The organism is Frankia sp. BMG5.60 (assembly GCF_059428125.1).
Window position 1 is genome coordinate 7,499,466 of record NZ_CM182091.1, and the last position, 23,548, is coordinate 7,523,013.

Below are 23,548 nucleotides of genomic sequence, written 5' to 3' on the forward strand. Positions count from 1 at the left end.
CCGGTCAGCTCCCCACCGCCGGCAGCGAGGCCAGGGTCGGGAGTGCCGGGCCGACGGGACCGCGGGCGCGTTCGGCCGCCGCGCGGCCCTCGCGACCCAGCCAGTCCGCCATGAGCTCCGCGGTCAGCTCCGCGGCCTCGAGCATCGGCACGTGGCCGAGACCGTCGAGGATCTCCACCCGCCAGTCGGGCCGCTGCGCGGCGACGTTGCGGGCCACCGCCACCGGGATCAGCCGGTCGGCGGAGCCGTGCAGCAGCAGCGTCGGCTGCGGCACGGTGCGGACCATGTGGGCCAACGGCGCCGGGCGCAGCAGCGACCAGACCACCGAGCGGGCCGCGCCCACGAACGCCTGGTCGGCGTCGGGCAGCCCGCCGCGCTCCCGCTGGGCGCGTTCCATCGACGCCAGCGCCGCCTCGGGGATCGCGCTCGGGTCGGCCGTGAGCCGCAGCAGGCTCTGGTCGACGAGTTCACGCGGGGTGAAGCGGGTCCGCCGGCGGGCGAGGACCGCGGCGCCGAGGCGGGGGACGAACAGGCCGGCGAAGATGCGGGCGATCTCCGGATCCGGGCGCACGCCGCGCGGGCGGGGCAGCGCCGGGTCGACGAGGATCAGGCCGGCGACCGAGTCGGGTCGCCGGGCGGCCTGCATCACGCTGATCATGCCGCCCATCGAGTTGCCGACGAGGATGGGCGGGGTGTCGAGGACCTCGGCCAGGAAGCGGTCGAGTAGACCCTGGTTGGCCACGACGTCGGTGCGCCGGCCCGCGGCCGGGGTGCGGCCGTGACCGGCCAGGTCGACGGCCATCACCCGGTGGGTGGTGGTGAGCAGCGGGGCGAGGGGCAGCCAGTTCAGATAGGAACCGCCGAGGCCGTGCACGCACAGCAGCAGCGGACCGTCGGCCGGGCCGCCGAAGTCGACGACATGCACCGGGCCGTCGAGCTGGGCCCAGGACGACCGGAAGCCGTCACCGCCGGCCGGCGGCGTGACGCGTTCGTGCCCCGCGCCGGCCGGCTCCGGACCGGTGGAGCCGGTGGATGCGGTCGATCCGGCTGCGCGCGGCGTCGTCTCGGGGCTGCTCATCCCTCGACGGTAGGACCACCCCGCCCCCGACCGGAAGCCGGGATCGGTGAGATGAAACGCAAGGTCGGCCGCCCGATGGCGGCCGACCTGGAGAAATTCTGACCCGTCGGGGGTCACAGCGCGCGGGAGGCTCCGAGCCGCAGCCGCTTCGGGTTCGCGACGGGACCGAACGCGATCTTCTCGGTCGTGATCTCTGCGACCTCTACCGCGTCAACGGCGCCGGGGACGCTGTCCCGCGGACCGGGCCCGGAAAGACCCGAGGTCAGATAGGTCGACTGGTCATGCTCCATGTGCACGCTCCTTCCATCGATGCCGACACCTGTCCCTAAAACGGTATCGAGCGGACGGGGCACACAAAGACCTCGGGTGGCCCTGCTCACACCACAGATCCGGACTGTCTCGTCACGTGTCCGTGCCAGGTGGCTGGTGGCGGGCCCGTCACGGGTGGTCGGCGGGGCGGCCCATGCGGGTGTTGCGGTCCGGATGGGTGCGCGGACCCTGCCGTCCCGGCGCCCCGTCCCGGCCGGCGCCGCCGCCCTGACAGGTCAGGGCGGCGGCGCCGGCGTCGGGAGCGGGTGAACGGCGGTGGTTCAGGCCGTTGGCCGGTCAGGCCGGCGGTGGTTGGTACCGTCAGCCATCAGGCCGTCAGCCATCAGGCCGTCGATGGGTCAGGCCGTCGAGGCCGGGGCGGCGGGGGCCGGGGCCGCCGCCGGGGCGCCGGGGCGACGCTGCGGCCGGCCGTGGGCGGTCCCGGATCGGCCGAAGCGGTGACCGCCGTCGCGGCGGGCGTGCCGGAGTTCACCGTCACGGCCGCCGCCGGTCCGGGGTGCGCCGACGCGCGGTCCGCGCCCACCGGTCGCGCCGGCCATGCGCGCCTGCGGGATCTCGTCCTTGCTGACCCGGGGGGCCGGCGGGCCGGCGAGCTCCAGGACGATCGGGTCGTCCGGCGTGGTCGGCTCGGGGCGCGCCTCGATGCCGACCGCGCGCAGCAGCCCGCGCACCTTGCCCCGCTCGGCGGGCAGGGTGACCAGCACGTCGGCGCCGTCGGCGCCGGCGCGCGCGGTCCGCCCGCCGCGGTGCTGGTAGGTCTTGGCGTCCTCCGGCGGACCGAGGTGGATGACCAGCCGGATGCCGTCGACGTGGATGCCGCGGGCGGCGACGTCGGTGGCGACGAGCACCCGGTAGAAGCCGTCGGTGAAGCCGGCCAGCGCCCGGGTCCTGGCGCCCTGCGGCATCCCGCCGTGCAGCGGCTCGGCCGGCACGCCCGCGCGGCTGAGCGACTCGGCCACACGGTCGGCGTCCCGCTGGGTCCGGACGAAGACCAGGGTGCGGCCCGAGCCGCCGGCCAGCGCGGTGACCAGCGCGACCTGGGCGGCGCGGTCGGGCGCCTCGAGGGCGTGCCGGACCAGCGTGGTGACCTGGGAGGTCTCCGAGTCGATCGCGACGAGGACCGGGTCGGGCAGGTAGTCGCGGACCAGGACCTCGACCTCACGGTCGAGCGTCGCGCTGAACAGCAGCCGCTGCCCGGTGGACGGGGTGGCGTCGAGCAGCGCCCGCACGGCGGGCAGGAAGCCGAGGTCGCACATGAAGTCGGCCTCGTCCAGCACCGTCATCTCGATGTCACCGAGCTCGCAGGCGCTGCGCTCGACGAGGTCGGTCAGCCGGCCCGGGGTGGCCACGACGAGGTGCACGCCGCGGCGCAGCGCCGAGATCTGTCGGCTGATGGACGTCCCGCCGTACACCGGCGCCAGGCGCAGGTTCAACGCCCGGGTCAGCGGCTCGAGCGCGTCGCTGACCTGCTGGGCCAGCTCACGGGTCGGGACGAGGACCAGGGCGCGGGGACGGCGCGGCTGCGCCGGACCACCGCTGGCGAGCCGGGCGAGGATGGGCAGCCCGAAGGCGAGCGTCTTGCCCGATCCGGTCTTCGCCCGGCCGAGGACGTTCTCCCCGGCGAGGACGTCGGGCAGGGTCGAGGCCTGCACCGGGAACGGCGCGGCGATGTTGCGGTCGGCGAGCGCCTTGATCAGGCGCTTGGGCAGGCCGGCTGCCTCGAACGACTCGGCCGGGGGTCGGGGTTCACGCGTCGTGATGAGGGGAGCGGCCGGGCGCGCCGGGCCGCCGAAGCGGGAGCCGCCGGGCCGCGGACCGCGGCCCGCGGTGCGGGCGCCGCCGCGTCCGGCACCGCCTGCGACGCCGCGGCCACGGGCCGGGCGGGGCTGGCGATGGGCAGCATGGGACTGGGAGTTTCCGTGCTGAGACAGAGGGATCCGCCGATCAGGTCAGGGCCACCATGAGATCAATTGGACGGGTGAGGAGGTCCACACCAGCCCGTTGCATCGTCCGGCGGCCGGGGTACGGCCGGCTCCGCGACCAGACCCAACGGCGGGTGATTCCCGCTATGGCGCTCGCACCGACCTCGCACACCCGACCATTCAGCCGGGCGCGGACAGCCGCTCGGGCCGTCGTCTCCTTCACGGTACATCGACGATCCGTGCTTCGGGATAGGGCCGCGGCACGCAACGAGCCGTTGCATACCCCTCTGTGCCGGTTCGGGCGGTCACGGAACGGCGGTGTGCTGGTGCGCGTCCGCACGGTCGTCCGCCTCGTCCCGGCCGGGCCCGCGGGTCGGCGCCGACCCGCGGCGGCGATGGTTGCGCAGCGTGTCGGGCTCCTCCGTACTGCCCCTGTGACCTGGGCGAACACCCCGACGTGGGCGGCATCGGCGGATGACGTGTGCGCCCGCCGCTTGCGCAGCAGCAACAATCGGCGGGCCGTCACCGGAAGTGAGGGGCGTGGCGGCCGGGGACGCGATGAGGGTCACCATCGGGAACGTCGGCCTGCGCCGACCGGCGAAGGGCCCGGCCGTATGCCCGCCGAGCAGGCCGAACACCGTCAGCGGCGGCGGGATGACGGCGGTCACGGCCGGTTCGAGTCCGGTGCGGTGCCGCAGCGGCCGGAGGAGCCAGAAGACCACCGTGAACGTGGCGACCGGCACGGGGTGGACGGGACCTTGGGGTGAGGCGGCCACCGCCGGCGCCGTGGGGGTCCGAACGGGCGGGTGCACGAGACGGCGACCGCACGCGGCGCGACGTCGTCGTCGGCCGGGCCGGACCCGGTCGCGGAGCGCAGCCGCGGACGGCAGGGGCGCTCGTCCGCGCCGTGCCGTGCGGCCGAGCGGACGAATGCGGACAAGGGGATGAAGCGGACAAAGGGATGAAGAGGTGAGGTGACGCAGCCTGTCACCGGGATCACCGGGGATACCGTCCTTCCGGGTGGCCCGGTCGGCGCGGCCCCCCGGCCCACGTCGAGGCGGTACCCCGGGTCGGGCGGGGCGGTGTGACCGGTCCGACGGCCCGCCGGGGGAGGGTCGGTCGGCCGGCCCCCCGATCCGGGGGGCCCTGCGGACCCGGGCCGGACGGCCGGTCGGTGTGCACGTGCGGCGTGGGTGGCGGCCGCCGACTGCCCCTGCCCGTTCGGGCGCAGGTGCGGGTCGCGCCCACCCGGCGGCTCGTCTGGACGCACGCCCGCTTTCCCGTGCGCCTGGCCGTGCGGATCTCGGTACAGGTGCATGGCCGCGTGCACGGGCCGGGAGGTCGCGGCCACGCCGGTCAGAAGACCAGCTCGGTGAGGGTGTGGATGATCAACCCGACGAGGGCGCCGACGACCGTGCCGTTGATGCGGATGAACTGCAGGTCCCGGCCGACGTGCAGCTCGATGCGCCGCGAGGTCTCCTCGGGCTCCCAGCTCGCGACGGTGTCCCCGATGATCGCGGCGATGTCCCCCTGGTAGCGGTGGACCGCCCGGGCGGCCAGATCGGACGCGGCCCGGTCGACGGTGCGGCCGAGCTCCGGGTCGGTGGCCAGCCGCGCCCCGAACGCGGCCAGCTCGTCGGTGGCCCGAATCCGGGCGGTGCTGGTGGGATCGGTGGTGAGGTCGAGCAGGATCGTCCGCGTCGTCGCCCAGATCGCGGCGACGGCCCGGCCGACCTCCGCGTGCCCCAGCAGCCGCTGCTTGATCTGCTCGACCTGCTCGCCGAGGCCCGGATCCGCGCGCAGGCGGCCGGCGAAGTCGCCGAGGAACCGGTCCAGCGCCAGGCGCACCCGATGCTCCGGGTCGGCGCGCAGCTCCGCGATCGCCTCCAGCGCCTTGTCGTAGGCCTTGATCGCGACCGCCTCGTCCAACCACTGCGGCGTCCAGCTCGGCGCCTGGTCGACCACGAGCCGGGTGAAGACCTCCGGGTTGCGGGTCAGCCACTCCTGGACCTCGGCGACGATCACGTCGACGAGCCGGACGTGCAGCCGGTCGTCGAGCACCCGCTGCAACGCCGCGCCCAGCACCCCCGCCCAGGGGCGCTCGACCACCCGGGGCAGCACCGCCTTCTCCACGACCTCGCGGACCAGGTCGTCGCTCATCCCGGAGATGGCCGAGGTGAGCCGCCCGGCGATCTCGGTCGTCACCCGCTCGGCGTGGCGCGGTTGGCGCAGCCACGACCCCACGCGCACCGAGACGCCGATGCCGTCGACCTTCTCCCGGATCACGTCCTCGGCGAGGAAGTGCGTGCTGACGAAGTTCTCCAGGCCCCGGCCCAGGGCGTCCTTGCGTTCCGGGATGATCGCCGTGTGGGGGATCGGCAGGCCGAGCGGGTGGCGGAACAGGGCCGTCACCGCAAACCAGTCGGCCAGCGCGCCGACGACGCCGGCCTCCGCGGCGGCGGCCACGTACGCCACCCAGCCGGGGCCGCCGTGGCTGTGCCAGCCCTGCGCGAGCAGATAGACGGTCACGACGGCGGCGAGCAGCCCGGTGGCGATCAGTCGCATCCGGCGCAGCGCCTGGCGCAACCCAGGTTCGTCCGCGGTGCCCCGGGGCAGCCCGGCCGGTACCGGCCGCCCGCCGCCCACCGGCTCGCTCATGGGCCGCCGTCCCTCTCCCGTGCCACCTCGACGCCCACCCGGGCCCGTCGGATCTGATCAGCCGATCCTCGGACACCTTATGCGGCCGGAGCGGGACAGCCCGCGGCCGGAGCGGACATCGGCGGGCACGGGCGGTCGGCGGTCACGGTCGCGGAGGTGGCGGCCGGCGAGGGTGAGAACGCTGGTGAAACCGGCGCTGGATGACGGCGAGGTCGACGACGGCCACCAGCGCGAGCAGCGCGAGCACCCCCGCGGCGGCAGGCTGGTCGCGCGAGGCGAACAGTCCCGCGGAGACGCCGCAGAAGACCAGACCGAACACGGCGAGCGCCAACCGCAACCCGAGCGCACTGCGGGCCGGCGGTGCACCCCCCGGACCGGGGGAGAGCCGATGCCACCAGTGCCGACGCGGCAGGACGTCCCCCTGATCGCGCTGGCGCGGCAGGGAACTGGTCACGATCCCCGGTATGCCCGGCCACGCCCAGGGTGAACCGGGGATCGTGACCGCTTCGGGCCAGTGGGTGCTCGTGCGGGGGACCGTACGGGTCGCGGATGGCGGCCCTGGCCCCACCTCGGCGGTGCCGCCCGACCGCGGGGCTCAGCCCGACCGAGGGGACGCCCCGCGGCCGGGCAGCCGCGCGGTCATCGCCGCCTTCGCCTCCGCGGAGGCCAGCCGCTCGGCGAAGAGCGCACCCTCGACGTCGATGCGTTCGAGCACCGGCGGCGTCCCGCCGTCGTGGAGCAGGGCGCGGGCGGCGGCCAGGGCCTGCGGCGGCTGCGCCAGCAGCGCCGCGACCCGGTCGTCGACCCGGGCGCGCAGCGCGTCGGCGTCGGGCAGCACCTCGGTGACGATCCCCAGCTCCGCGGCCTGCGCGGCACCGAACGGTTCGCCGAAGTACGCAAGCCTCGCCGCCGCCGCGGGCCCGACCCGGCGCGGCAGCAGCAGGGACGAGCCGAACTCGGGCACCACGCCGAGGTTGACGAACGGGATGCCCAGGGTGCTGCGTGCGGTGGCGTACACCAGATCGCAGTGCAGCAGCAGCGTCGTGCCGATGCCCACCGCCGGCCCGTCGACCTCGGCGACGAGCAGCTTCGTGCCGCGGGCGACCGTCCGGATGAAGGTCATCGTCGGACCGTCCGGGGCCAGGTCGGCCGTGGCCAGGAAGTCGGCGAGGTCGTTGCCGGCAGTGAAGGAACCGCCACTGCCGCTGATCCGGACGATCCGCACCCCGGTATCGGCCTCGGCCGCCGCGAACGCCTCGGCGAGCGCCGCGTACATCGCCTGGGTGAGGGCGTTGCGCTTGTCCGGGCGCGCGATGCGCACCGTGAGCACGCCGTCGGCGACCTCGGTCTCGATCTGGCTGCTCAAACCGGCCTCCTGGTGCCGACGGGCGGTGCTGGGAACGGGCAGCGGGCTGACTCACACTGTGTCACCGTGCGGGGTCCGCGCGAAAGCAGACCCGGGGGGTCCCGTCGGGCGACCCTGGCGCATGGCCCGACCGGGCCTGCCAGGATGAGAATGTGACACACCCGTGCGAACCCGGCATCCTGCCAAGACCCGCGGCCGACCTGCCGACTCAGCTCGGCCAGGGGGACGGTCCGCGGCGGGCAGAGCGGTCCCGCGGTGAGCTCCGCCGCGACGCCACCTCCCTCGCCGGGTTGCTCGGGCTGACGGTCGACCCGGGGGAGTGCCGCGGCAGCTTCGTGGCCGACGCTCACCTTCTCAACACGCGGGGCACCCTGTGGGGCGGATGCGGTCTCGCCGCCGCCATCGCCTTCGTCCAGGCCTGTGGCGGGCGGGACTGCGTGTGGGCGCACACCCAGTTTCTCGCCCCCGTGCACGCCGGTGAAGAGGTGGAGCTGAGCGTCGACCCGGGCGCCGGCGGTCTGTCGCAGGTCGTCGTGCGCGCCACCGCGGCCGGGCGGCTGGTGTTCCTCGCGGGGGGCACGTTCAGCCGGGTGAGCGGCGTCGTCAGCCGGTTCGGGCCGGCCGGTGACTGGGCGCCGGACCCCGACGGTTGCCCCCCGCGGGAGTACCCGAACTGGCTGGACTTCCCCCGCGACGGCGTGATCTCCCTGGTCGAGCAGCGGTGGGCCCGCCCGGCCCGGACCGACCTCGACGGCCGGCCGGGCGGCGGGAGCAGCGCGCTGTGGCTGCGCCTGCGACCTCGGTTGCCCCTGCACGCGGCGGTGCTCGCGCTGCTCGGCGACTTCGCCCCGGTCGGACTCATCGAGGCCACGGGGGACATGGCCGCCGGCACGAGCCTGGACAACAGCCTGCGTATCGTCGCGCCCCCGACCGGCGAGTGGGTACTGCTGGACGTGCGGGTCGAGGCGATCGTCCGCAACGTTGCGCAGGTGCGCGGGCGGATGTACGACCGCACGGGTGCGCTGGTCGCCACCGTGAGTCAGACGACGCTGGTCCACCGGGTGCGTCCGCCGTCCCCGGCGAGCCGGGGCGATCAACCGTCACCGGCCCCGACGGTCGGCTGACCGACAGCCTGCCGAACGGGGCGGCCTGCCGAACGGGCCGCCTGCTGAACGGTCGGCCTGCTGAAACGTGCTGTCCTGCTGAAACGGCCTGGCGGGCTGAACTGGCTGAACGGGCTGGCCGGCCGAACGGGCTGGCCGCCCGAACGGGCTGGCCGGTGCGCCCTTCGGCCAGGTGAACCGGCTGCCGAACCCTTCCTGCGGCCTGCCCGCGCCCGCGCTGCCCGCGCATGACGGGATCCGTTGCGGACGCTGGATTGAAACCACGGTGGCCGGGGTATGCGAGCAGCACAGCGGATGCTGTGCGGCTGGGCATTGCCGGGTCATGGGGCGACCCGGCCCCGGCTGGGCGTCCCGGGATGTTCGGATGTGTTTCGGGCAACACTTCGTCTGTTTGTGTTGCCATCGTCGGGAGTCCGGTTATCGGACCGGCGCCACCAGCCGACGTCCCCGTGCCGGCTCCTGCCAGATGCTGCCGATCAGTGCTAGTTCCGGTGCATGGATGTCACTTGGTCCGGGCTGCGTCGATTTCATTATGCGTAGCTGTCCTATCGCTCATCGCAGGTCGGAACGAATTCCCGTCACGGGGTGCAACACCGTCATGCTCTTCCGTTATAGGGGCCCTCCCCTAACGCGGCCGCTTCATTCGCCCGCTAGAGTCGTCGGCGCCCCAGGAACATTCCCCCGGCGTTGGGGCCTCGCCTCCAATACCCCGGTCCGGGTGTTGTCGCGCGTGGTCCTTCGGGGACAAGACCCGTTGAACTCGAACACTCACCCCGCACATGAGGCGCCCAACTCCCGGGTGCCGGACGAGAGGACCGGATGCTCCAGAATTGGCCCATCCGCTCGAAGCTCGTGGTGATTCTCGTCGTCCCCCTGGCCGCGTTGGCGGTACTGAGCGCGATACAGGTGCGGGGGAACGTCGACAACGTACGGGCCGCGAACCGCATCAAGGCGCTGGCAGCCTTCTCGATCAAAGGCAACGACCTCGTCGCCGCGCTCCAGGCCGAGCGGTACGCGACGAACGCCTATGTGGGTTCCAACTACCTGGCCGCCGGCCCGGGGCAGGCCGCCGTGGCCGCCCGTGGCCCGGTGGACCAGGCGTTGGGGACCTACAGCGCCGGCGAGGCCGGGCTGCCCTCGGGCGCCCGGGACACCCTGGCGGCCACGCTGGCGTCGATCTCGACGCGCCTGGACCGGCTGCCCGCGCAGCGCAAGGCGATCGACGCCCGGCAGGCGCAGGTCGACCAGAACAACACTTTCTACAACGACCTGGTGCGCGACCTCCTTTCGCTCAACGCCAGCGTCACCGCCGGCAGCGATAACGCGTCGCTGGTCAACGGCGCCACCACGCTCGTCGGTATCTCCCGGGCGAAGGAGGAGGCGGCCCAGCAGCGCGGCTCGATCGCCCGCGTGATCATTCTCGGCCAGACGGATTCCGTGACCCTGCGCCAGATCGAGAGCTCGGCCGGCGCCGAGGACGCCTGGCTGCAGCAGTTCCGGACCACCGCCACCGCGGATGAGCAGGCGTTTTACAACGTCACGGTAGGCCGAACCATCTCCGCCGCCACCGCAATGCGCGACGACACGGTCAACGCTGTTCAGAATGGTCAGCCGCTGACGATTACGCAGCAGATCTGGCTGGACACCGTCGATCAGAAGATCGCGGCGATGCGGCAGGTCGAGCGGAGGATCGCGACCGACCTGGGCTCCACCAGCCAGGACATCGCCAGTTCAGCCACTCGTGACGCACTGTTCGGCAGTATCGGGGTCGCGTTGGTCCTGGTCGTGTCGGTGGTGATTTCGCTGCTGGTCGCAAGCCCGATGATCCGGCATCTGCGGACGCTGCGGCGCGGTGCCCTCGAAGTCGCCAACGAGCGGCTGCCCGGGGTCGTCGAGAGGCTGCACCGAGGCGAACAGGTCGACATGTCCGCCGAGCAATTCCCGGTCGATGTGCAAAGTACCGACGAGATCGGCCAGCTCGCCGAGGCGTTCTCCATCGTGCACTCCGTCGCGGTGCGCACCGCGGTCGAACAGGCCGCGATGCGCAAGAGCATCGGCGACACCTTCCTCAACCTGGCCCGCCGCAGCCAGGCCCTCATCCACCGCCAGCTCAAGGTGATCGACGCGCTGGAGCGCAAGGAGACCGACCCGGACGAGCTCGAGGAGCTGTTCCGGCTCGACCACCTGGCCACCCGCATGCGGCGCCACGCCGAGGACCTCATCGTCCTGTCGGGCTCCAAGCCCGCGCGAGGCTGGCGTCGACCGGTCGCCGTCAAGGACGTGGTGCGCGGCGCCGTCGCCGAGGTCGAGGACTACACCCGGGTGAAGGTGATGCCCATCGACGGCGGGGCCATCAGCGGGCACGCCGTCGGTGACGTCATCCACATGCTCGCCGAGCTCATCGAGAACGCCACCTCCTTCTCCCCGCCGCACACCCCGGTCCAGGTCAACGGGCACGAGGTGTCCAACGGCTTCGTCATCGAGGTCGAGGACCGCGGGCTGGGGATGAGCCCGGAGGAGTTCCACTCCCTCAACGATCGGCTGGCCAACCCGCCTCCCTTCGACCTGTCGACCAGCGAGCGGCTCGGCCTGTTCGTCGTCGGCCGTCTCGCCGAGCGGCACGCCATCTCGGTGGAGCTCCGTCCCTCGCCCTACGGCGGCACGATGGCCATCGTCCTGGTGCCGGCCACCCTGCTGCGCCAGCCCGAGGGCGACGGCGACACCCGTTCGGAGAGCACCGCGACGGTGCGGGCGCTGCCCGTCGCCGCCGTGCCCGCGCTCGACGGCCCGGCGGTCGACGAGGACGGGTTCGGCGGACCGTTCGTCGACGCGGACGGCAATCTGACCGCCGCCCCCGCCCCGGAGCGGCCCGACGAGGCGCCGCGCGGCCAGGACGAGCCGTTGATCGACGATCTGCCGGTCTTCGCCACGGTCCGGTCGAGCTGGTTCGTCGCGGACCGCCCCCGGCACCGCTCCAACGGCCGCCGCCCGGACGGCCCGCCGCGACCGGCCGGGCCGCGCCCCGAGCCCACGCCGGGCGGCGACCCCGGCCAGGGCGACGGTGACCTGCCCGACCTGCCGACCCGCCGTTCGCGCGGTAACAGGGGTGCCCCGGAGCCGTTCCCGCCGACCGAGGCCGATCGGTTCGGGCCGCCGGAGCCGCCGGCGCGGGACGCCGGGCGCCGCACCTCCCTGTTCGGGCCGCCCCCGGAGGCGCGTGACCGGCCCGACGGTCCCCTGGCCCGCAACGACCCGTTCACCTCGCCGCTGAACCGCCCGACCGGGCCCCGCCGCGGCGACACCCCCGGCGCGGGCCACGAGATCGTTCCACTGCACCGCCCGGCACCGCCCGCCCGTGCCGGCGGTGCCGGCGGTATCGGTGGGGCGGGCGGGACGGACCTGCCGGAGCGTGGCGGCCAGGCGCCCGAGGAGCACACCGAGGTGGGCCTGCCGCGGCGCACCCGACGGGCGAGCCTCGCGCCCCAGCTCCGCCGGGACGGCCCGGACGACCAGCCGAGCAAGCTCGCCGCGCAGCGCAGCCCGGAAGAGATCCGCAGCATGATGTCGTCCTTCCAGAGCAACTTCGGTCGCGGGCTGGCGGACGGCCAGGTTTCCAACGACGGCGACGATGTGGGAAAGGTGACCTGAGATGCGTCCGCTGGGGCCGTCCGAGAACATGAGCTGGTTGCTCAACAACCTCGTCAAGAAGGTTCCGGAAGTCACCTACGTGATCGCCCTGTCCTCGGACGGTCTGCTGCTCGCGACCTCCTACGGGATGGACCGGGCGACCGCCGACCAGCTCGCGGCGGTCGCCTCCGGGTTCAACAGCCTCGCCCGCGGCGCGGGCCGGTTCTTCGGCGGTGGCAACGTCCGCCAGACCATCGTCGAGATGGACCAGGGCTTCCTGTTCGTCACGGCGGTCGGCGACGGCTCGTGCCTGGCGATCCTGTCCAGCACCGGGGCCGACATCGGGCTCATCGCCTACGAGATGGCCCTACTGGTGACGAGGGTCGGGGAGTTCCTCACCCCGGAGCTGCGCGCCCAGATGCAGTCCGCGCTGCCGCTGTAGGCGGCGCCGCGGCGGTCGACGGGGGGCGACCGCGAATCTGGCCCACCGGTCGACCCCTGCGGCGTACCGACCGGACCGCAACGCTCACCGTCATGGCAGCGGAGCTCTTTCAGGCAGGAGGACCGGTATGTCGCACGACGAGGAATGGTTCGACGATGATGCGGGTCCGGTCGTCCGGCCCTACGCCGTCACCGGCGGTCGGACCCGGCCCACCAACCGGACGCTGGAACTGGTGGCGCTGGTGACCACCACGCCCAACGGACGGCTGATGGGCGCGACGCTGGAAGTGGAGCAGCGCTCGATCGCGATGCTCTGCCAGCGGGTGCAGTCGATCGTCGAGATCTCGGCGCGGCTGGATCTGCCGGTCGGCGTCGTGCGGGTCCTCGTCGGCGACATGCTCGACGCCGGACTGGTCACGGTGAACCGACCGGCCCGTTCGTCCGATCGTCCTTCCGCCGCCCTCATCGAAAAGGTGCTCGATGGACTACAGGCACTCTAAGGACTACCGGCCGGATACGGATTACCGGCCCGACAGGACGCGGACGCCGGAGACGACGGCGCCGCATCCGGTCAAAATCATCATCGCCGGCGGGTTCGGCGTCGGAAAGACGACGTTCGTCGGCGCGGTCAGCGAGATCCCGCCGCTGACCACGGAGGCCGCGATGACGGCCGCCAGCATCGGCATCGACGACACCAGTTCGGTCAGCTCGAAGACGACGACGACCGTCGCGATGGACTTCGGGCGGATCACGCTCGTCGACAGCGTCATCCTCTACCTGTTCGGCACCCCCGGGCAGGACCGGTTCTGGTTCATGTGGGACGAGCTGGTCCTCGGCGCGATCGGCGCGGTGGTGCTCGTCGACACCCGACGGCTGGCGGACTCCTTCCCCGCGATCGACTACTTCGAGGAGCGCGACATCCCGTTCCTCATCGCGCTGAACCGGTTCGACGGCGCCCGCGAGTACCGCGTCGAGGACGTCCGCGCGGCGCTCGACCTCGACCCGCGCCGGCCGGTGGTGTTCTGCGACGCCCGCCAGCGCGAGTCGGTCCGCCAGTCGCTGGTCTCGCTGGTCCGTCATGCGCTCGACGTGGTCTCCGCCGAGTCGGCCGCCCGGCCGAGCCTGCCGCAGCGGTCCGGGTGAACGCCACGGACGACTGTTCGGACCTGACCAGCACGAGCGCACCGCCCGCGGCGGGGCCGATCGCCACGCCCCCGGCCCGCCGGGGAGGTCACGATCCGGTTCCCGATCCCGCTCCCGGGAAGGGCAAGGTGCTCGACATTCTCGGTCTGGACGACGACGCCCTGTCCGCCTACCGGCTCTGGTTGCGCCACGGGTCGCTGAGTGTCTCCGAGGCGGCGCAGATGCTCGGGGAACCGACGATCGGCGTCGGTCGGGTCCGTGACCGGCTGGTCGAACTCGGCCTGCTGCTGGCCTCCCGGGACCGGCCCGGACGCTTCGTCGCCGTCCATCCCGAGGCCGGCCTGGATCATCTGCTCCAGGCCCAGCACGAGCAGCTCATCCGGCGCCACGAGCGGCTCGTGCGGGCTCGGGCGCAGGTGAGCGTCTTCGTCTCGGACTACCTGGAGGGCCGTCCCGGTCCGGACACGGTCGAGGTGCAGCGCATCGACGGCGTCGACCAGGCCCGCGCCGAGCTGCTCACCCTCGTCGGCCGGGCCGAGCGGGAGGTGCTCACCCTACGCACGCGCCGGGGCTGGTCGGCGGCGCTGTCCGCCGACGTCCTGCCGGTCGAGCTGCGGGCCCTGCGGCGCGGGGTCGTGATGCGCAGCGTGCTGCCGCGGTCGCTGCGCCTCGACGAACGGGGCGCCGGCTACGTGCGCACCGTCGCCGCCCACGGCCTCGACGCGCGCGTCACCGACGACCCGCGGCTGGACGCCACCACCGTCGACGGCCGCGTCGGGCTCGTTCGGTTGGCCCGCGGCGGCGTCGGCGCGGGCGGCCACACGCTGCTCGTGCGGACGCCCGAGCTCACCGCCGTCCTGCTCACCCTGTTCGAGCAGGTCTGGGAGATCGCGGAGCCGCTCGGCGGAGGGGCGGCGCAGACCGGCGGCGAGGAGTCGGCCGACGACCCCTCCGACACCGAGCGGCTGTTGCTGCGCCTGCTCAGTCTCGGCGTCAAGGACGAGGCGGCTGCCCGCCACCTCGGTGTCTCCGTGCGCACCGTGCGTCGCATGATCGCGGATCTGATGGCCCGCCTCAACGCCCGCAGCCGCTTTCAGGCCGGCACCCTCGCCTCCCGCCGCGGCTGGCTCTGATCCCGTCGTCGGTGGCCTGCGCCCGCCCTGGGGCCCTCGGCGCCGAGCGCGGGCTGGCGGCGTTCGCGGCCATCGTGGCCATCGTGGCCTGGCGGTGTCACGGAAGGTAGCGGAATAGTGCGGGTCGGGCGGGGAATAACGACATTCCGCCGGTGGTGATGGCCTCGTCGAGGCCGCCGGCCGGACGTGACAGCTCTCACTCGGGCGGCCGTACGCCCCGCTGGCCATCCGGTCGGTGGTGCTCCAGGTGGGCGTGGACGGCCTGGCGTTGAGGTGCATCGCCGCTGGTCACGGGCCTGGCAGCCGAACCGTTGTAGCGGTGTTGTGGAGTCCGTGCGCGTCAGTTGGCACGTCATTGCCAGGGCAGCTTGATGCCACGCCAATTCCAGGACACCGGCCGCGCCCGGCCGCATGCTCTCGATGAGCCGAACACTGACCATGTCAGGGGGTCGGCGGGCACGACCGGCGGTCGCGAGTCGGTCGGCGTCCGCCTGCCCGCCCGTCGTCGACGGGCCCCGCAGGCCGCGCGGGCGCACGCGCGGCACGCGGCGGGCCCGTCCGTCCGCAGTCCACCGTGCCGTCGACCCGCCGGCCCGCAGGTCGCCATGCACGCCGCTCGCCTCTCCTGGAAAACGCCCGAGGAGTCCTTCCGTGCCCGCAGTTGCCGGATCGCAGCCCGCCGCCACATCGTCGGGAAAGCCGACGCACCGCACGCTGATCGTGGCGAGAATGAACCCCGCCGACGCCGACGCCGTCGCTGAGACCTTCGCCGAGTCCGACGCGGGGGAACTCCCCGGCATCGTCGGCGTCACCCGCCGCGAGCTGTTCGAGTTCCACGGGCTTTACTTTCACCTCATCGACGCGCCGGCGGACATCGCGCCGACCGTCTCGGATGTGCGCGGGCATCCGCTGTTCGTGGACGTGAACACGAAGCTGGAGAAGTTCATCACCGCCTACGACCCGGCGACCTGGCGGGGGCCGCGGGACGCGATGGCGCGCAGCTTCTACCACTGGTCGGCCGGCTGACCGGCCCGGGTCCACGCCGCCGCGGGCATCGGTCACCCGCGGCCCCGGCCCGCCCCCCGCGAGGGGCGCGCGCCGTCGTGCCCTGATCAGGATGCCCGCCCGGCCGGCGCCGCGGGATCCGCACCGACCGGTCTCGCCGACCCGTCCCGACCCGCGCCGCCGCGACGTCCCGGTCCGGGCTCGCGATCGCCGCGGTGCTCAGGGCCGCCTCGACCTGCCCCGGTGACGCAGGCGCGGCGGGCGCCACGCCGGCCACCCGACTGCGCGCGACCGCCTGCTCCGTCGGGGTTCTGCCCCGGCGTGCGGTCTGTCGCCGGCCGTCGCCCGCCGTCGCCCGCCGCGACGGGCAGCTCCCTGCCCGCGGCGGAATCCGGCACAAACCTGACGACAACCTTCCCGCCGATCCCATCTGCACCAACCCGCCATCTGCACCAATCCGAGGAGATCGTGACATGCCCCAGCAGTGGACGGCCGACGCCCTGCTCGACTTCCTCGTCGAGCAGGCCGGGCTGCCCCCGGAGGACCGCCCCACCGACCTGGCCGTGACGTTCCTGGACATCGGCCTGGACTCGCTGGCCTACCTCCAGCTCTCGGCGGAGGTGGTCGGTGCCTTCGGCGTGGACCTGCCGGGCGAGATGCCCGACGGCTACACCCTCGCCGAGATTCTCGACACCGTGAACGCCGCGCTCGGCGAGCGCGAACCCGTCTGATTCCCGCCGGGCGCCCGGATTCGCCGGCCGCCGATTCCCGATCCGCATCCGGATTTCCTTCACAAACCGGGGAGTAGCCGTGAGTGGGCATACCGACAACTCGATTCTCATCGACGCCGACATAGACACGGTCTGGACCATCACCAACGATCTGCCCGCGTGGCCCGACCTGTTTACGGAATACGCGTCGGTGGACATCATCGAGAGCAACGGGAACACCTTCAAGTTCCGGCTCACCATGCATCCGGACGAGAACGGCACCGCGTGGAGCTGGGTATCGGAACGGACGCTCGACCCGGTGAACCGACAGGTCCGCGCCTACCGCGTCGAGACCGGGCCGTTCGAGTACATGCACATCCACTGGACCTACACCCCGGAGGGCGCCGGTACCCGGATGCGCTGGGTGCAGGACTTCCACATGCGCCCGGCGGCGCCGCTCAACGACGAGCAGATGACCGCCCGGATCAACACCAACACCGCCCGGGAGATGGCCGTGATCCGGGAGAAGGTCGAGCGGGCCGCCGCGGCCGCGCGCCCCGCCCCGCTCGCAGTGGCCGTGCCGGAACAGGTCTGAGGAGGACGCGACCGATGGCAGCTCCAGTGACGACGACCCCCAAGGTTCTCTGCATCCACGACATCGCGCCCAACCGGCGCCGCGGCGGGGACATCCGCGCTCTGCTCTCCCCTGCGACGGTCGGCTCGACCACCGGCTTCCTCGGCACGCTCACCCTCGAGCCCGGCGAGGTCGTCACCGAGCACTGGCACCCCTACTCGGAGGAGTTCCTCTACTGCGTGCGCGGCATCGTGACCGCCCGGCTGGACGGTGAGCACCAGGTCCTGGCCGCCGACCACGGCGTGTGCATCCCGATCGGCATGCGCCACCGCATCGTCAACACGGGCGAGGAGACCGCGTTCCTCGTGTTCCACCTCAGCCCGCTGGCGCCGCGCCCCGACCTCGGCCACGTCGACACCGAGGCGGTGCTGAACCCGGACGCGCCGCACGCCCCCATCATCCGTTCGGGCCCCCATGCCCACACCGTGCCCGCCGACGCCCTGCCCGCCGGGGCCAGACGGTGAGCGAACCGAGGAGGACCGCGGTCACCGGGATCGGGGTGGTCGCTCCGGGCGGGGTGAACCGCAAGGAGTTCTGGACGCTGCTGACCGACGGGCGCACGGCGACCCGGCGGCTGTCGTTCTTCGACCCGTCGCAGTTCCGTTCCCAGGTCGCCGCCGAATGCGACTTCGACCCGGCGGCGGCCGGGCTGACCGCCCGGCAGATCGCCCGTAACGACCGCTTCGTGCAGTTCGCGCTCGCCGCGGCGCTGGAGGCGGTCGAGGACAGCGGCCTCGACCTGCGCCCCGCCGGCACCGGGGGCCTCGGCGACGAGGGCGGGGACGGCCCGATCGTCGGCGTCAGCATGGGCAGCGCGGTCGGCGCGACGACCCGGCTGGAGAACGAGTACGTCGTCGTCTCCGACTCGGGCCGCCACTGGGAGGTCGACCCGCACTACGCCAGCTCCTTCCTGTACCACGCGCTGGTCCCGAGCTGCCTGGCCACGGAGATCGCCTGCCGCTTCGGCACGCACGGCCCGGCGTCGGTGGTGTCCACCGGCTGCACCTCCGGCATCGACGCGGTCGGCTACGGCGCGCAGCTCATCGCCGACGGTGAGGCGGACATCGTGATCGCCGGCGCCTCCGACGCGCCGCTGTCGCCGATCTCGGTGGCCTGCTTCGACGCGATCCGGGCGACGTCGGCGCGTAACGACGACCCCGAACACGCCTCCCGCCCGTTCGACGCCAGCCGCGACGGCTTCGTGATGGGGGAGGGCTCGGCCGTGCTCATCCTCGAGGAGCTGTCGTCCGCGCGGGCCCGTGGGGCGCACATCTACTGCGAGGTCGGCGGCTACGCGTCGCGGTCCAACGCCTTCCACATGACCGGTCTGCGTCCCGACGGCGTCGAGATGGCCGAGGCGATCCGGGTCGCGATGGACGCGGCGCGGGTCGGTGCGGACGACATCGACTACATCAACGCGCACGGCTCGGGCACCAAGCAGAACGACCGGCACGAGACGGCGGCCTTCAAGCGCTCTCTCGGCCAGCGCGCGTACGAGGTCCCGGTCAGCTCGATCAAGTCGATGGTCGGTCACTCCCTGGGAGCGATCGGCTCCCTGGAGATCGCCGCCTGCGCCCTGGCCATCGAGAACGACGTCGTCCCGCCCACCGCCAACTGGGCCACCCGCGATCCGGCGTGCGACCTCGACTACGTGCCGAACATCGCCCGTGATCACGCCGTCGACGTGGCACTGTCGGTGGGCAGCGGGTTCGGCGGGTTCCAGTCCGCGATCGTCCTGTCGGCGCCGAACCGGTGAGCGCCGCAGTGGACACCGCGACTGCCACCGCCACCGCCACCGCCGCCACCGCGGCCGCGGGCGCCGCCGTCCGGCCGGTCGTCACCGGCCTGGGGGTCATCGCCCCCAGCGGTCTGGGGGTCGAACAGTACTGGGCGTCGACCTTGCGCGGGGAGCTGCGCGTCGCCCCGATCAGCCGGTTCGACCCGGCTCGTTACTCCGCCAGGCTCGCCGGCGAGGTCGCCGGGTTCGAGCCGGAGGAGCACGTCGACAAGCGGTACATCGTCCAGACCGACCGGTGGACCTGGTTCGGGATGGCCGCCTCCCGGCTGGCCCTGGCCGACGCCGCCTACGACCCGGCCGACCACGATCCGTACGCCACCGCGGTCGTGTTCGGCAGCGGCTCCGGCGGCAACGACTTCGGCCAGCGGGAGCTGCAGCGGCTGTGGACCCGCGGGCGGACCGCGGTGAGCGTCTACCAGTCGATCGCCTGGTTCTACGCGGCGACGACCGGTCAGACGTCGATCCGTCATGGTCTGAAGGGGCCATCCGGGGTCGTGGTCAGCGACGGCGCCGGCGGGCTGGACAGCCTCGCCCAGGCCAGACGGGTCATCCGTCGTGGCACGTCGACGGTGCTCGCGGGGGGCGCCGAATCGGGCCTGACGCCGTACGGGCTCACCTGCCATCTCAGCAGCGGCCGGGTCAGCACCGCCGCCGCGGCGGCGGACGGCTACAAGCCGTTCGACATTCGGGCGAACGGCTACCTGCCGGGGGAGGGCGGCGCGACCCTGCTCGTCGAGGATCCGGCGGCGGCCGCCGCCCGCGGCGTCCCGCGCGTCTACGGGGAGATCGCGGGATACGCCGCGACGCACGACGCCGCCGACCACGCCCGCCCGGCGCCGGACGGCCGCTGGCTGGCCACCGCCATGCGCCGGGCCCTGGCCGACGCGAGTCTCACCCCGGACGACGTGGACGTGGTGTTCGCCGACGGCGCCGGCTCCCCGGACCTCGACGCCCAGGAGGCGGCGGCGATCCGGGCCGTGTTCGGCGACCGCGCGGTGCCGGTGACGGCGCCGCAGGGCCTCGTCGGCCGGTTGTGCGCCGGCGGCTCGGCGCTGTCGGTGGCGACGGCGCTGCTGTCGATCCGGGACGGTGTCATCCCCGCGGTGGGCAACCTCGACACCCCCGATCCGGGCTACGGCCTTGACCTGGTGCAGGCCCCCCGCCGGGCCCCCGTCCGGGTGGCCCTGATCAACGCCCGCGGCTACGGCGGCTTCAACAGCAGCCTCGTCGTCCGCGCCGTCGACCCCACCTGACCGGGCCCCGCCTCAACCGGCCCGACCCGCTCCAACCTGCTCGACCCGCGTGACCTGCCCGATCTTTCTACCTAGGAGACAGTCAGCGATGTTCCCAGACCTGGCCGGGCGACGCGCCCTGGTCACCGGTGGCACCCGCGGCATCGGCCGGGCCGTCGTGCTCGGCCTGGCCCGCGCCGGAGCGACGGTCGTCGTCGGCCACCAGCGCCAGACCGAGGAAGCCGAGAGCCTGCGCCGCGAACTGAAGGACACCGGCGGCGACCACCTGCTCGTCCAGGCGGACGTGGCCGACCCGGCCCAGATCACCGAGCTCATCGAGGCCACCGGCACGCACCTCGGCGGCCTCGACATCGTGGTCAACAGCGTCGGGACGATCAGCCACATCCCCTACGCGGACCTGCCGCTGGACGCCTGGACGCAGGTGCTCGCCACCAACCTCACCGCCACCCACCTGGTCACCCAGGGCGCGCTGGCGCTGCTCGGCGAGTCCGGCTCGGTGGTCAACATCGGGTCGGGCGCCGGGGTCGTCGGCGTGCCGCTGCGGGCGCACTACACCGCGGCGAAGACCGGCCTGATCGGGCTGACCCGTTCGCTGTCCAAGGAGCTCGGCTCCCGCGGCATCCGGGTCAACCTGGTCTCGCCGGGCGTCATCGAGACCGACCAGGCCGCCGGCATGCCCGAGGCCGCCCGGACGGCCTACACCAACCGCATCCCGCTCGGTCGTCTCGGCGAGGCCGGCGAGGTCGCCGCGGTCGTCCTGTTCCTGGCCAGCGACGTGTCGTCCTACGTCAACGGCGCCACCTTCACGGTCGACGGAGGAATCTGATGGCATCGACCCCGCCCTTCCGGATCATGCTGACCATGCGGATCCACCCGGGCCGCGAGGCCGAGTTCGAGCAGACCTGGCTGCGCATCGGCGACGCGGTGACCTCTCACCCCGCCAACCTGGGCCAGTGGCTGATCCGTTCGGAGGACGAGCCGAGCACGTACTTCATCACCAGCGACTGGGTCGACGAGGCGCAGTTCCGCGAGTTCGAGACCAGCGAGCGGCACCTGGAGCACCGCAAGGAGCTGCACCCGCTGCGCGCCAGCGGCTCGATGGCCACCGGCAGCGTCCTGACGCACCTGGCCGGCGCGGCGTCCCTGCCGGTGCCGGCGGCCGGCTAGCCGTGGGAGCCGGCGGCGAGGCGGCGGTCCGGGTGATGCTCTGGGCGGTCGATCCGCCCGATGATCCCGGGGCGGTGGAACGCGCCTACCACGCGATCAGCTCCAAGCTGGTCGACACCCCGGGGCTGCTCGGCAACACGCTGCAGCGTTCGGCGGCGGACCCGTCACGGTACGTCGTGGTGAGCGTCTGGTCGGGCATGACCGAGTTCAGTGCCTGGGAGCAGGGGGCGAACCACCGCGGGACGACCTCCCCGCTGCGGCCGTTGCAGGATCCAGAGCGCCGCCCGGCGATCTACGCCGAGGTCGCCGCGTACGGCCCGCGGGGTCCGTTCAGCGAGGCGCCCGTGGGCTGATCCGGCCGCCCGCGGGCCGGACCCACCGCCCGCGGGCGCCACAGTCGCATGGCGTCGGTCGCACCGTCTGGGGCAGGCGGCGCGGCCGGCGCCATGCCCTCTTTGGACCACTTACCCCGCCTTCCAGAACCGCACCGTGTGGTCGCCGAAGCCGGCGGCAAGTGTGTGCCCGTCGGGGAGAACACCACCGACTGCACAGGCGCGGTATGCCCGAGGGGTTGACAATCCCGATGACGTGCACCCTCCGCGGTGCCGCCGACCGACGGCGCCGGCCTTGCTGGCGGTTTCGCGAGGTGAATCGGGAGGGGAATCAGCGAGCTGCGGCCACCACGAGTCACCAGCACCCACCCCGTCTCAATCGTGGGTCGGCTGGTCAGGGCTCCTCCGTGCGGGCGGTGTCGGCCGGGGAGATGTCGACGCGCAGCCCCTGGAAGGAGGGGTGGCGCAGCCGGTCGTCCGCTGTCCACGAGGTGAACTCGACCTCGGCGATCAACTCGGGGTCCACCCAGACGGCGCCGCGGGCAACCTCGGCGGGGACGTCCCCAAGCGGGGGGTCCGGGCGGCGCAATGGCGCCAGCAGCGCGGCCAGCCGGTCGAGCGTCGCCTCGCTGAAGCCGGTGCCGACCTGCCCGGCGTAGCGGGGGCCGGCCGGCGTGGCGACGCCGACGAGCAGTGCCCCTATCCGGTCGGCGCGCCGACCGGTGCCCGGCTCCCACCCGCCGACCGGCGGCGCTTGCCGCCATGACCTCGTCGCCCGTTCCGACCAGTTCCTCGGAGATGCGCAGCCGCGCCCGGTCGGCGAGAGCGGTCAGCAGCGCCCGCCGCTCGGAGTAGGGCCGTGCGACGAGCGAGTGCCCGTCGAGGAACAGCAGATCGAACACCAGATACCGGGCGGGAATCGTCGCCGCGGCGCGGCGCGCGAGGGCCTGCGTCGCGATGTGGATCCGGTGGCTGAGCAGCTCGAAGTCGGGCGTGCCCGCCGGGCCGAAGGCGGCGATCTCCCCGTCGAGGATCACCTGGGTCGCGCCGAACGCCGGGCCGAGCGCGTGCAGCTCGGGGCGTCGGTGACGTCGTGGCCCGAGCGGCTGCGCAGCCGGGCCCGGCCGCCGTCGACGAAGGTCAGCGCCCGGATCCCGTCCCATTTGACCTCGTAGGCCCAGTCGTCCCCGTCCGGCGGTGCGGCGGCGGGGACGGCGAGCATCGGCGCCATCCGGCCCGGCATCGGCTCGCGTTCGGGGACGTCCTGAGGGTCCATTCCGCCCGGCGGGTCCATGCGGTGCACCATCCAGTTGCGGTTCTCCTGGTCCTCCCGGGCCGAAGCCTGGTCCGGTCGGGTCCCCCCGGTGCGGCCGGTGGAGAAGAAGGCGTAGCGCCCGTGCACCCGGTCGCCGTGCAGCGTCACCTTGACCTTCCCCGCGGACCAGGACTCCAGCCGGTACTGGCCACGGTCCCAGATGCTCACCTCGCCGGCGCCGTACTCCCCCTTCGGGATGGTCCCGGCGAAGTCGGCATAGGCGAGGGGATGATCCTCGGTGCGGACGGCGAGATGGTTCTTCCGGGGATCCGTCGGCAACCCGCGGGGCACCGCCCAACTGACCAGGACTCCGTCCCGTTCCAGCCGGACGTCCCAGTGCAGGCGTCGGGCATGGTGCTCGTGGATCACGAACCGGTCGCCGCGGCCGTTCTGGTCGTCTCCCGTGTGGTCCGCGGGCGCGGGCGGAGCGGTGGTCGGCCACTCCTGCGAACGGGGGTACGCCGGCCGCCGTCGTCTCCCGCAACGGCGGAGGGTGACACGTCCGGTTCGGG

At 73.4% G+C, this 23,548-nt stretch carries 22 protein-coding genes and 2 pseudogenes; 15 read left to right on the top strand and 9 right to left on the bottom strand.

Going from position 1 to position 23,548, the window contains the following annotated elements; translation table 11 throughout:
* Positions 1 to 4: 4 nt before the first annotated feature.
* The 6 genes from AC5R91_RS30755 to AC5R91_RS30780 all read right to left on the bottom strand — a co-directional run bounded on the left by AC5R91_RS30755 (position 5) and on the right by AC5R91_RS30780 (position 7,354).
* Positions 5 to 1,078: an alpha/beta fold hydrolase gene (locus tag AC5R91_RS30755; protein WP_495394781.1), complete on the bottom strand. Its 1,074-nt coding sequence runs from the start codon at positions 1,076 to 1,078 to the stop codon at positions 5 to 7.
* Between the two features lie 113 nt (positions 1,079 to 1,191).
* A complete protein-coding gene (locus AC5R91_RS30760; RefSeq protein ID WP_495394782.1) occupies positions 1,192 to 1,368 on the bottom strand; it encodes a hypothetical protein in 177 nt (58 codons plus the stop codon).
* Between the two features lie 378 nt (positions 1,369 to 1,746).
* Entirely contained in the window at positions 1,747 to 3,060 is a 1,314-nt protein-coding gene (locus AC5R91_RS30765; RefSeq protein ID WP_495394783.1) for a DEAD/DEAH box helicase, read from the bottom strand.
* A 1,626-nt stretch (positions 3,061 to 4,686) separates the two neighbouring features.
* The gene (locus AC5R91_RS30770) at positions 4,687 to 5,988 is read right to left on the bottom strand and encodes a DUF445 domain-containing protein (RefSeq protein WP_495394784.1); all 1,302 of its coding nucleotides are present in this window, start codon (positions 5,986 to 5,988) and stop codon (positions 4,687 to 4,689) included.
* Between the two features lie 142 nt (positions 5,989 to 6,130).
* Positions 6,131 to 6,442, bottom strand: a complete 312-nt coding sequence (locus AC5R91_RS30775; protein WP_495394785.1) for a DUF6343 family protein — start codon at positions 6,440 to 6,442, stop codon at positions 6,131 to 6,133.
* Between the two features lie 141 nt (positions 6,443 to 6,583).
* Positions 6,584 to 7,354, bottom strand: a complete 771-nt coding sequence (locus AC5R91_RS30780) for an enoyl-CoA hydratase-related protein (protein WP_495394786.1) — start codon at positions 7,352 to 7,354, stop codon at positions 6,584 to 6,586.
* Positions 7,355 to 7,506: 152 nt separating this feature from the next.
* Between AC5R91_RS30780 and AC5R91_RS30785 the strand changes: the two genes are divergently transcribed.
* The 15 genes from AC5R91_RS30785 to AC5R91_RS30855 all read left to right on the top strand — a co-directional run bounded on the left by AC5R91_RS30785 (position 7,507) and on the right by AC5R91_RS30855 (position 21,742).
* Positions 7,507 to 8,478, top strand: a complete 972-nt coding sequence (locus AC5R91_RS30785; RefSeq protein ID WP_495394787.1) for an acyl-CoA thioesterase — start codon at positions 7,507 to 7,509, stop codon at positions 8,476 to 8,478.
* 819 nt (positions 8,479 to 9,297) lie between these two features.
* Positions 9,298 to 12,126 carry a nitrate- and nitrite sensing domain-containing protein gene (locus AC5R91_RS30790; protein ID WP_495394788.1) on the top strand — a complete coding sequence of 943 codons (2,829 nt, stop codon included), beginning with the start codon at positions 9,298 to 9,300 and terminating at the stop codon, positions 12,124 to 12,126.
* 1 nt (position 12,127) lies between these two features.
* A complete protein-coding gene (locus AC5R91_RS30795) occupies positions 12,128 to 12,547 on the top strand; it encodes a roadblock/LC7 domain-containing protein (protein WP_009737517.1) in 420 nt (139 codons plus the stop codon).
* A 127-nt stretch (positions 12,548 to 12,674) separates the two neighbouring features.
* Positions 12,675 to 13,046 (top strand): DUF742 domain-containing protein, encoded by a 372-nt coding sequence (locus AC5R91_RS30800; protein ID WP_495394789.1) that lies wholly within the window; start codon positions 12,675 to 12,677, stop codon positions 13,044 to 13,046.
* A complete protein-coding gene (locus AC5R91_RS30805) occupies positions 13,027 to 13,689 on the top strand; it encodes a GTP-binding protein (protein ID WP_495394790.1) in 663 nt (220 codons plus the stop codon). The genes AC5R91_RS30800 and AC5R91_RS30805 overlap by 20 nt, the downstream gene beginning before the upstream one ends.
* Complete coding sequence (locus tag AC5R91_RS30810) at positions 13,686 to 14,822, top strand: LuxR C-terminal-related transcriptional regulator (protein ID WP_495394791.1); 1,137 nt, start codon at positions 13,686 to 13,688, stop codon at positions 14,820 to 14,822. Before AC5R91_RS30805 ends, AC5R91_RS30810 begins: the two co-directional genes overlap by 4 nt.
* A gap of 651 nt (positions 14,823 to 15,473) precedes the next feature.
* Positions 15,474 to 15,848, top strand: coding sequence for a TcmI family type II polyketide cyclase (locus AC5R91_RS30815; protein WP_044884104.1), 375 nt, complete (start codon positions 15,474 to 15,476; stop codon positions 15,846 to 15,848).
* Between the two features lie 452 nt (positions 15,849 to 16,300).
* Positions 16,301 to 16,558 carry an acyl carrier protein gene (locus AC5R91_RS30820; RefSeq protein WP_251745723.1) on the top strand — a complete coding sequence of 86 codons (258 nt, stop codon included), beginning with the start codon at positions 16,301 to 16,303 and terminating at the stop codon, positions 16,556 to 16,558.
* A gap of 79 nt (positions 16,559 to 16,637) precedes the next feature.
* Entirely contained in the window at positions 16,638 to 17,132 is a 495-nt protein-coding gene (locus AC5R91_RS30825) for an SRPBCC family protein (RefSeq protein ID WP_495394792.1), read from the top strand.
* Between the two features lie 14 nt (positions 17,133 to 17,146).
* On the top strand, positions 17,147 to 17,635 hold the full coding sequence (locus AC5R91_RS30830; protein ID WP_495394793.1) for a cupin domain-containing protein: 489 nt from the start codon (positions 17,147 to 17,149) through the stop codon (positions 17,633 to 17,635).
* Positions 17,632 to 18,927, top strand: coding sequence for a beta-ketoacyl-[acyl-carrier-protein] synthase family protein (locus AC5R91_RS30835; protein ID WP_495394794.1), 1,296 nt, complete (start codon positions 17,632 to 17,634; stop codon positions 18,925 to 18,927). Before AC5R91_RS30830 ends, AC5R91_RS30835 begins: the two co-directional genes overlap by 4 nt.
* Positions 18,928 to 18,935: 8 nt before the next feature.
* Positions 18,936 to 20,222 carry a beta-ketoacyl synthase N-terminal-like domain-containing protein gene (locus tag AC5R91_RS30840; protein WP_495394795.1) on the top strand — a complete coding sequence of 429 codons (1,287 nt, stop codon included), beginning with the start codon at positions 18,936 to 18,938 and terminating at the stop codon, positions 20,220 to 20,222.
* An 88-nt stretch (positions 20,223 to 20,310) separates the two neighbouring features.
* A complete protein-coding gene (locus AC5R91_RS30845; protein ID WP_495394796.1) occupies positions 20,311 to 21,048 on the top strand; it encodes an SDR family NAD(P)-dependent oxidoreductase in 738 nt (245 codons plus the stop codon).
* Entirely contained in the window at positions 21,048 to 21,389 is a 342-nt protein-coding gene (locus AC5R91_RS30850; RefSeq protein ID WP_495394797.1) for an antibiotic biosynthesis monooxygenase family protein, read from the top strand. Before AC5R91_RS30845 ends, AC5R91_RS30850 begins: the two co-directional genes overlap by 1 nt.
* Before the next feature lie 35 nt (positions 21,390 to 21,424).
* Entirely contained in the window at positions 21,425 to 21,742 is a 318-nt protein-coding gene (locus tag AC5R91_RS30855) for an antibiotic biosynthesis monooxygenase family protein (protein ID WP_495394798.1), read from the top strand.
* 373 nt (positions 21,743 to 22,115) lie between these two features.
* Here AC5R91_RS30855 and AC5R91_RS30860 read toward each other — a convergent pair whose 3' ends face one another.
* From AC5R91_RS30860 to AC5R91_RS30870, 3 genes and pseudogenes are all read right to left on the bottom strand, one after another.
* A complete protein-coding gene (locus AC5R91_RS30860) occupies positions 22,116 to 22,424 on the bottom strand; it encodes an ATP dependent DNA ligase (protein WP_495398094.1) in 309 nt (102 codons plus the stop codon).
* A 139-nt stretch (positions 22,425 to 22,563) separates the two neighbouring features.
* A pseudogene (locus tag AC5R91_RS30865) lies at positions 22,564 to 22,758 on the bottom strand (ATP-dependent DNA ligase); the annotation flags it as partial.
* Positions 22,755 to 23,435 (bottom strand): annotated as a pseudogene (locus tag AC5R91_RS30870) (DNA polymerase ligase N-terminal domain-containing protein); the annotation flags it as partial. The pseudogenes AC5R91_RS30865 and AC5R91_RS30870, both read right to left, overlap by 4 nt.
* Positions 23,436 to 23,548 lie beyond the last annotated feature (113 nt).

Coding starts and splice junctions, on each gene's coding strand:
- AC5R91_RS30850 (WP_495394797.1), top strand. CDS start 21,048: ATGGCATCGACCCCGCCCTTCCGGATCATGCTGACCATGCGGATCCAC.
- AC5R91_RS30770 (WP_495394784.1), bottom strand. CDS start 5,988: ATGAGCGAGCCGGTGGGCGGCGGGCGGCCGGTACCGGCCGGGCTGCCC.
- AC5R91_RS30805 (WP_495394790.1), top strand. CDS start 13,027: ATGGACTACAGGCACTCTAAGGACTACCGGCCGGATACGGATTACCGG.
- AC5R91_RS30795 (WP_009737517.1), top strand. CDS start 12,128: ATGCGTCCGCTGGGGCCGTCCGAGAACATGAGCTGGTTGCTCAACAAC.
- AC5R91_RS30760 (WP_495394782.1), bottom strand. CDS start 1,368: ATGGAGCATGACCAGTCGACCTATCTGACCTCGGGTCTTTCCGGGCCC.
- AC5R91_RS30820 (WP_251745723.1), top strand. CDS start 16,301: ATGCCCCAGCAGTGGACGGCCGACGCCCTGCTCGACTTCCTCGTCGAG.
- AC5R91_RS30830 (WP_495394793.1), top strand. CDS start 17,147: ATGGCAGCTCCAGTGACGACGACCCCCAAGGTTCTCTGCATCCACGAC.
- AC5R91_RS30790 (WP_495394788.1), top strand. CDS start 9,298: ATGCTCCAGAATTGGCCCATCCGCTCGAAGCTCGTGGTGATTCTCGTC.
- AC5R91_RS30755 (WP_495394781.1), bottom strand. CDS start 1,078: ATGAGCAGCCCCGAGACGACGCCGCGCGCAGCCGGATCGACCGCATCC.
- AC5R91_RS30845 (WP_495394796.1), top strand. CDS start 20,311: ATGTTCCCAGACCTGGCCGGGCGACGCGCCCTGGTCACCGGTGGCACC.
- AC5R91_RS30800 (WP_495394789.1), top strand. CDS start 12,675: ATGTCGCACGACGAGGAATGGTTCGACGATGATGCGGGTCCGGTCGTC.
- AC5R91_RS30855 (WP_495394798.1), top strand. CDS start 21,425: ATGCTCTGGGCGGTCGATCCGCCCGATGATCCCGGGGCGGTGGAACGC.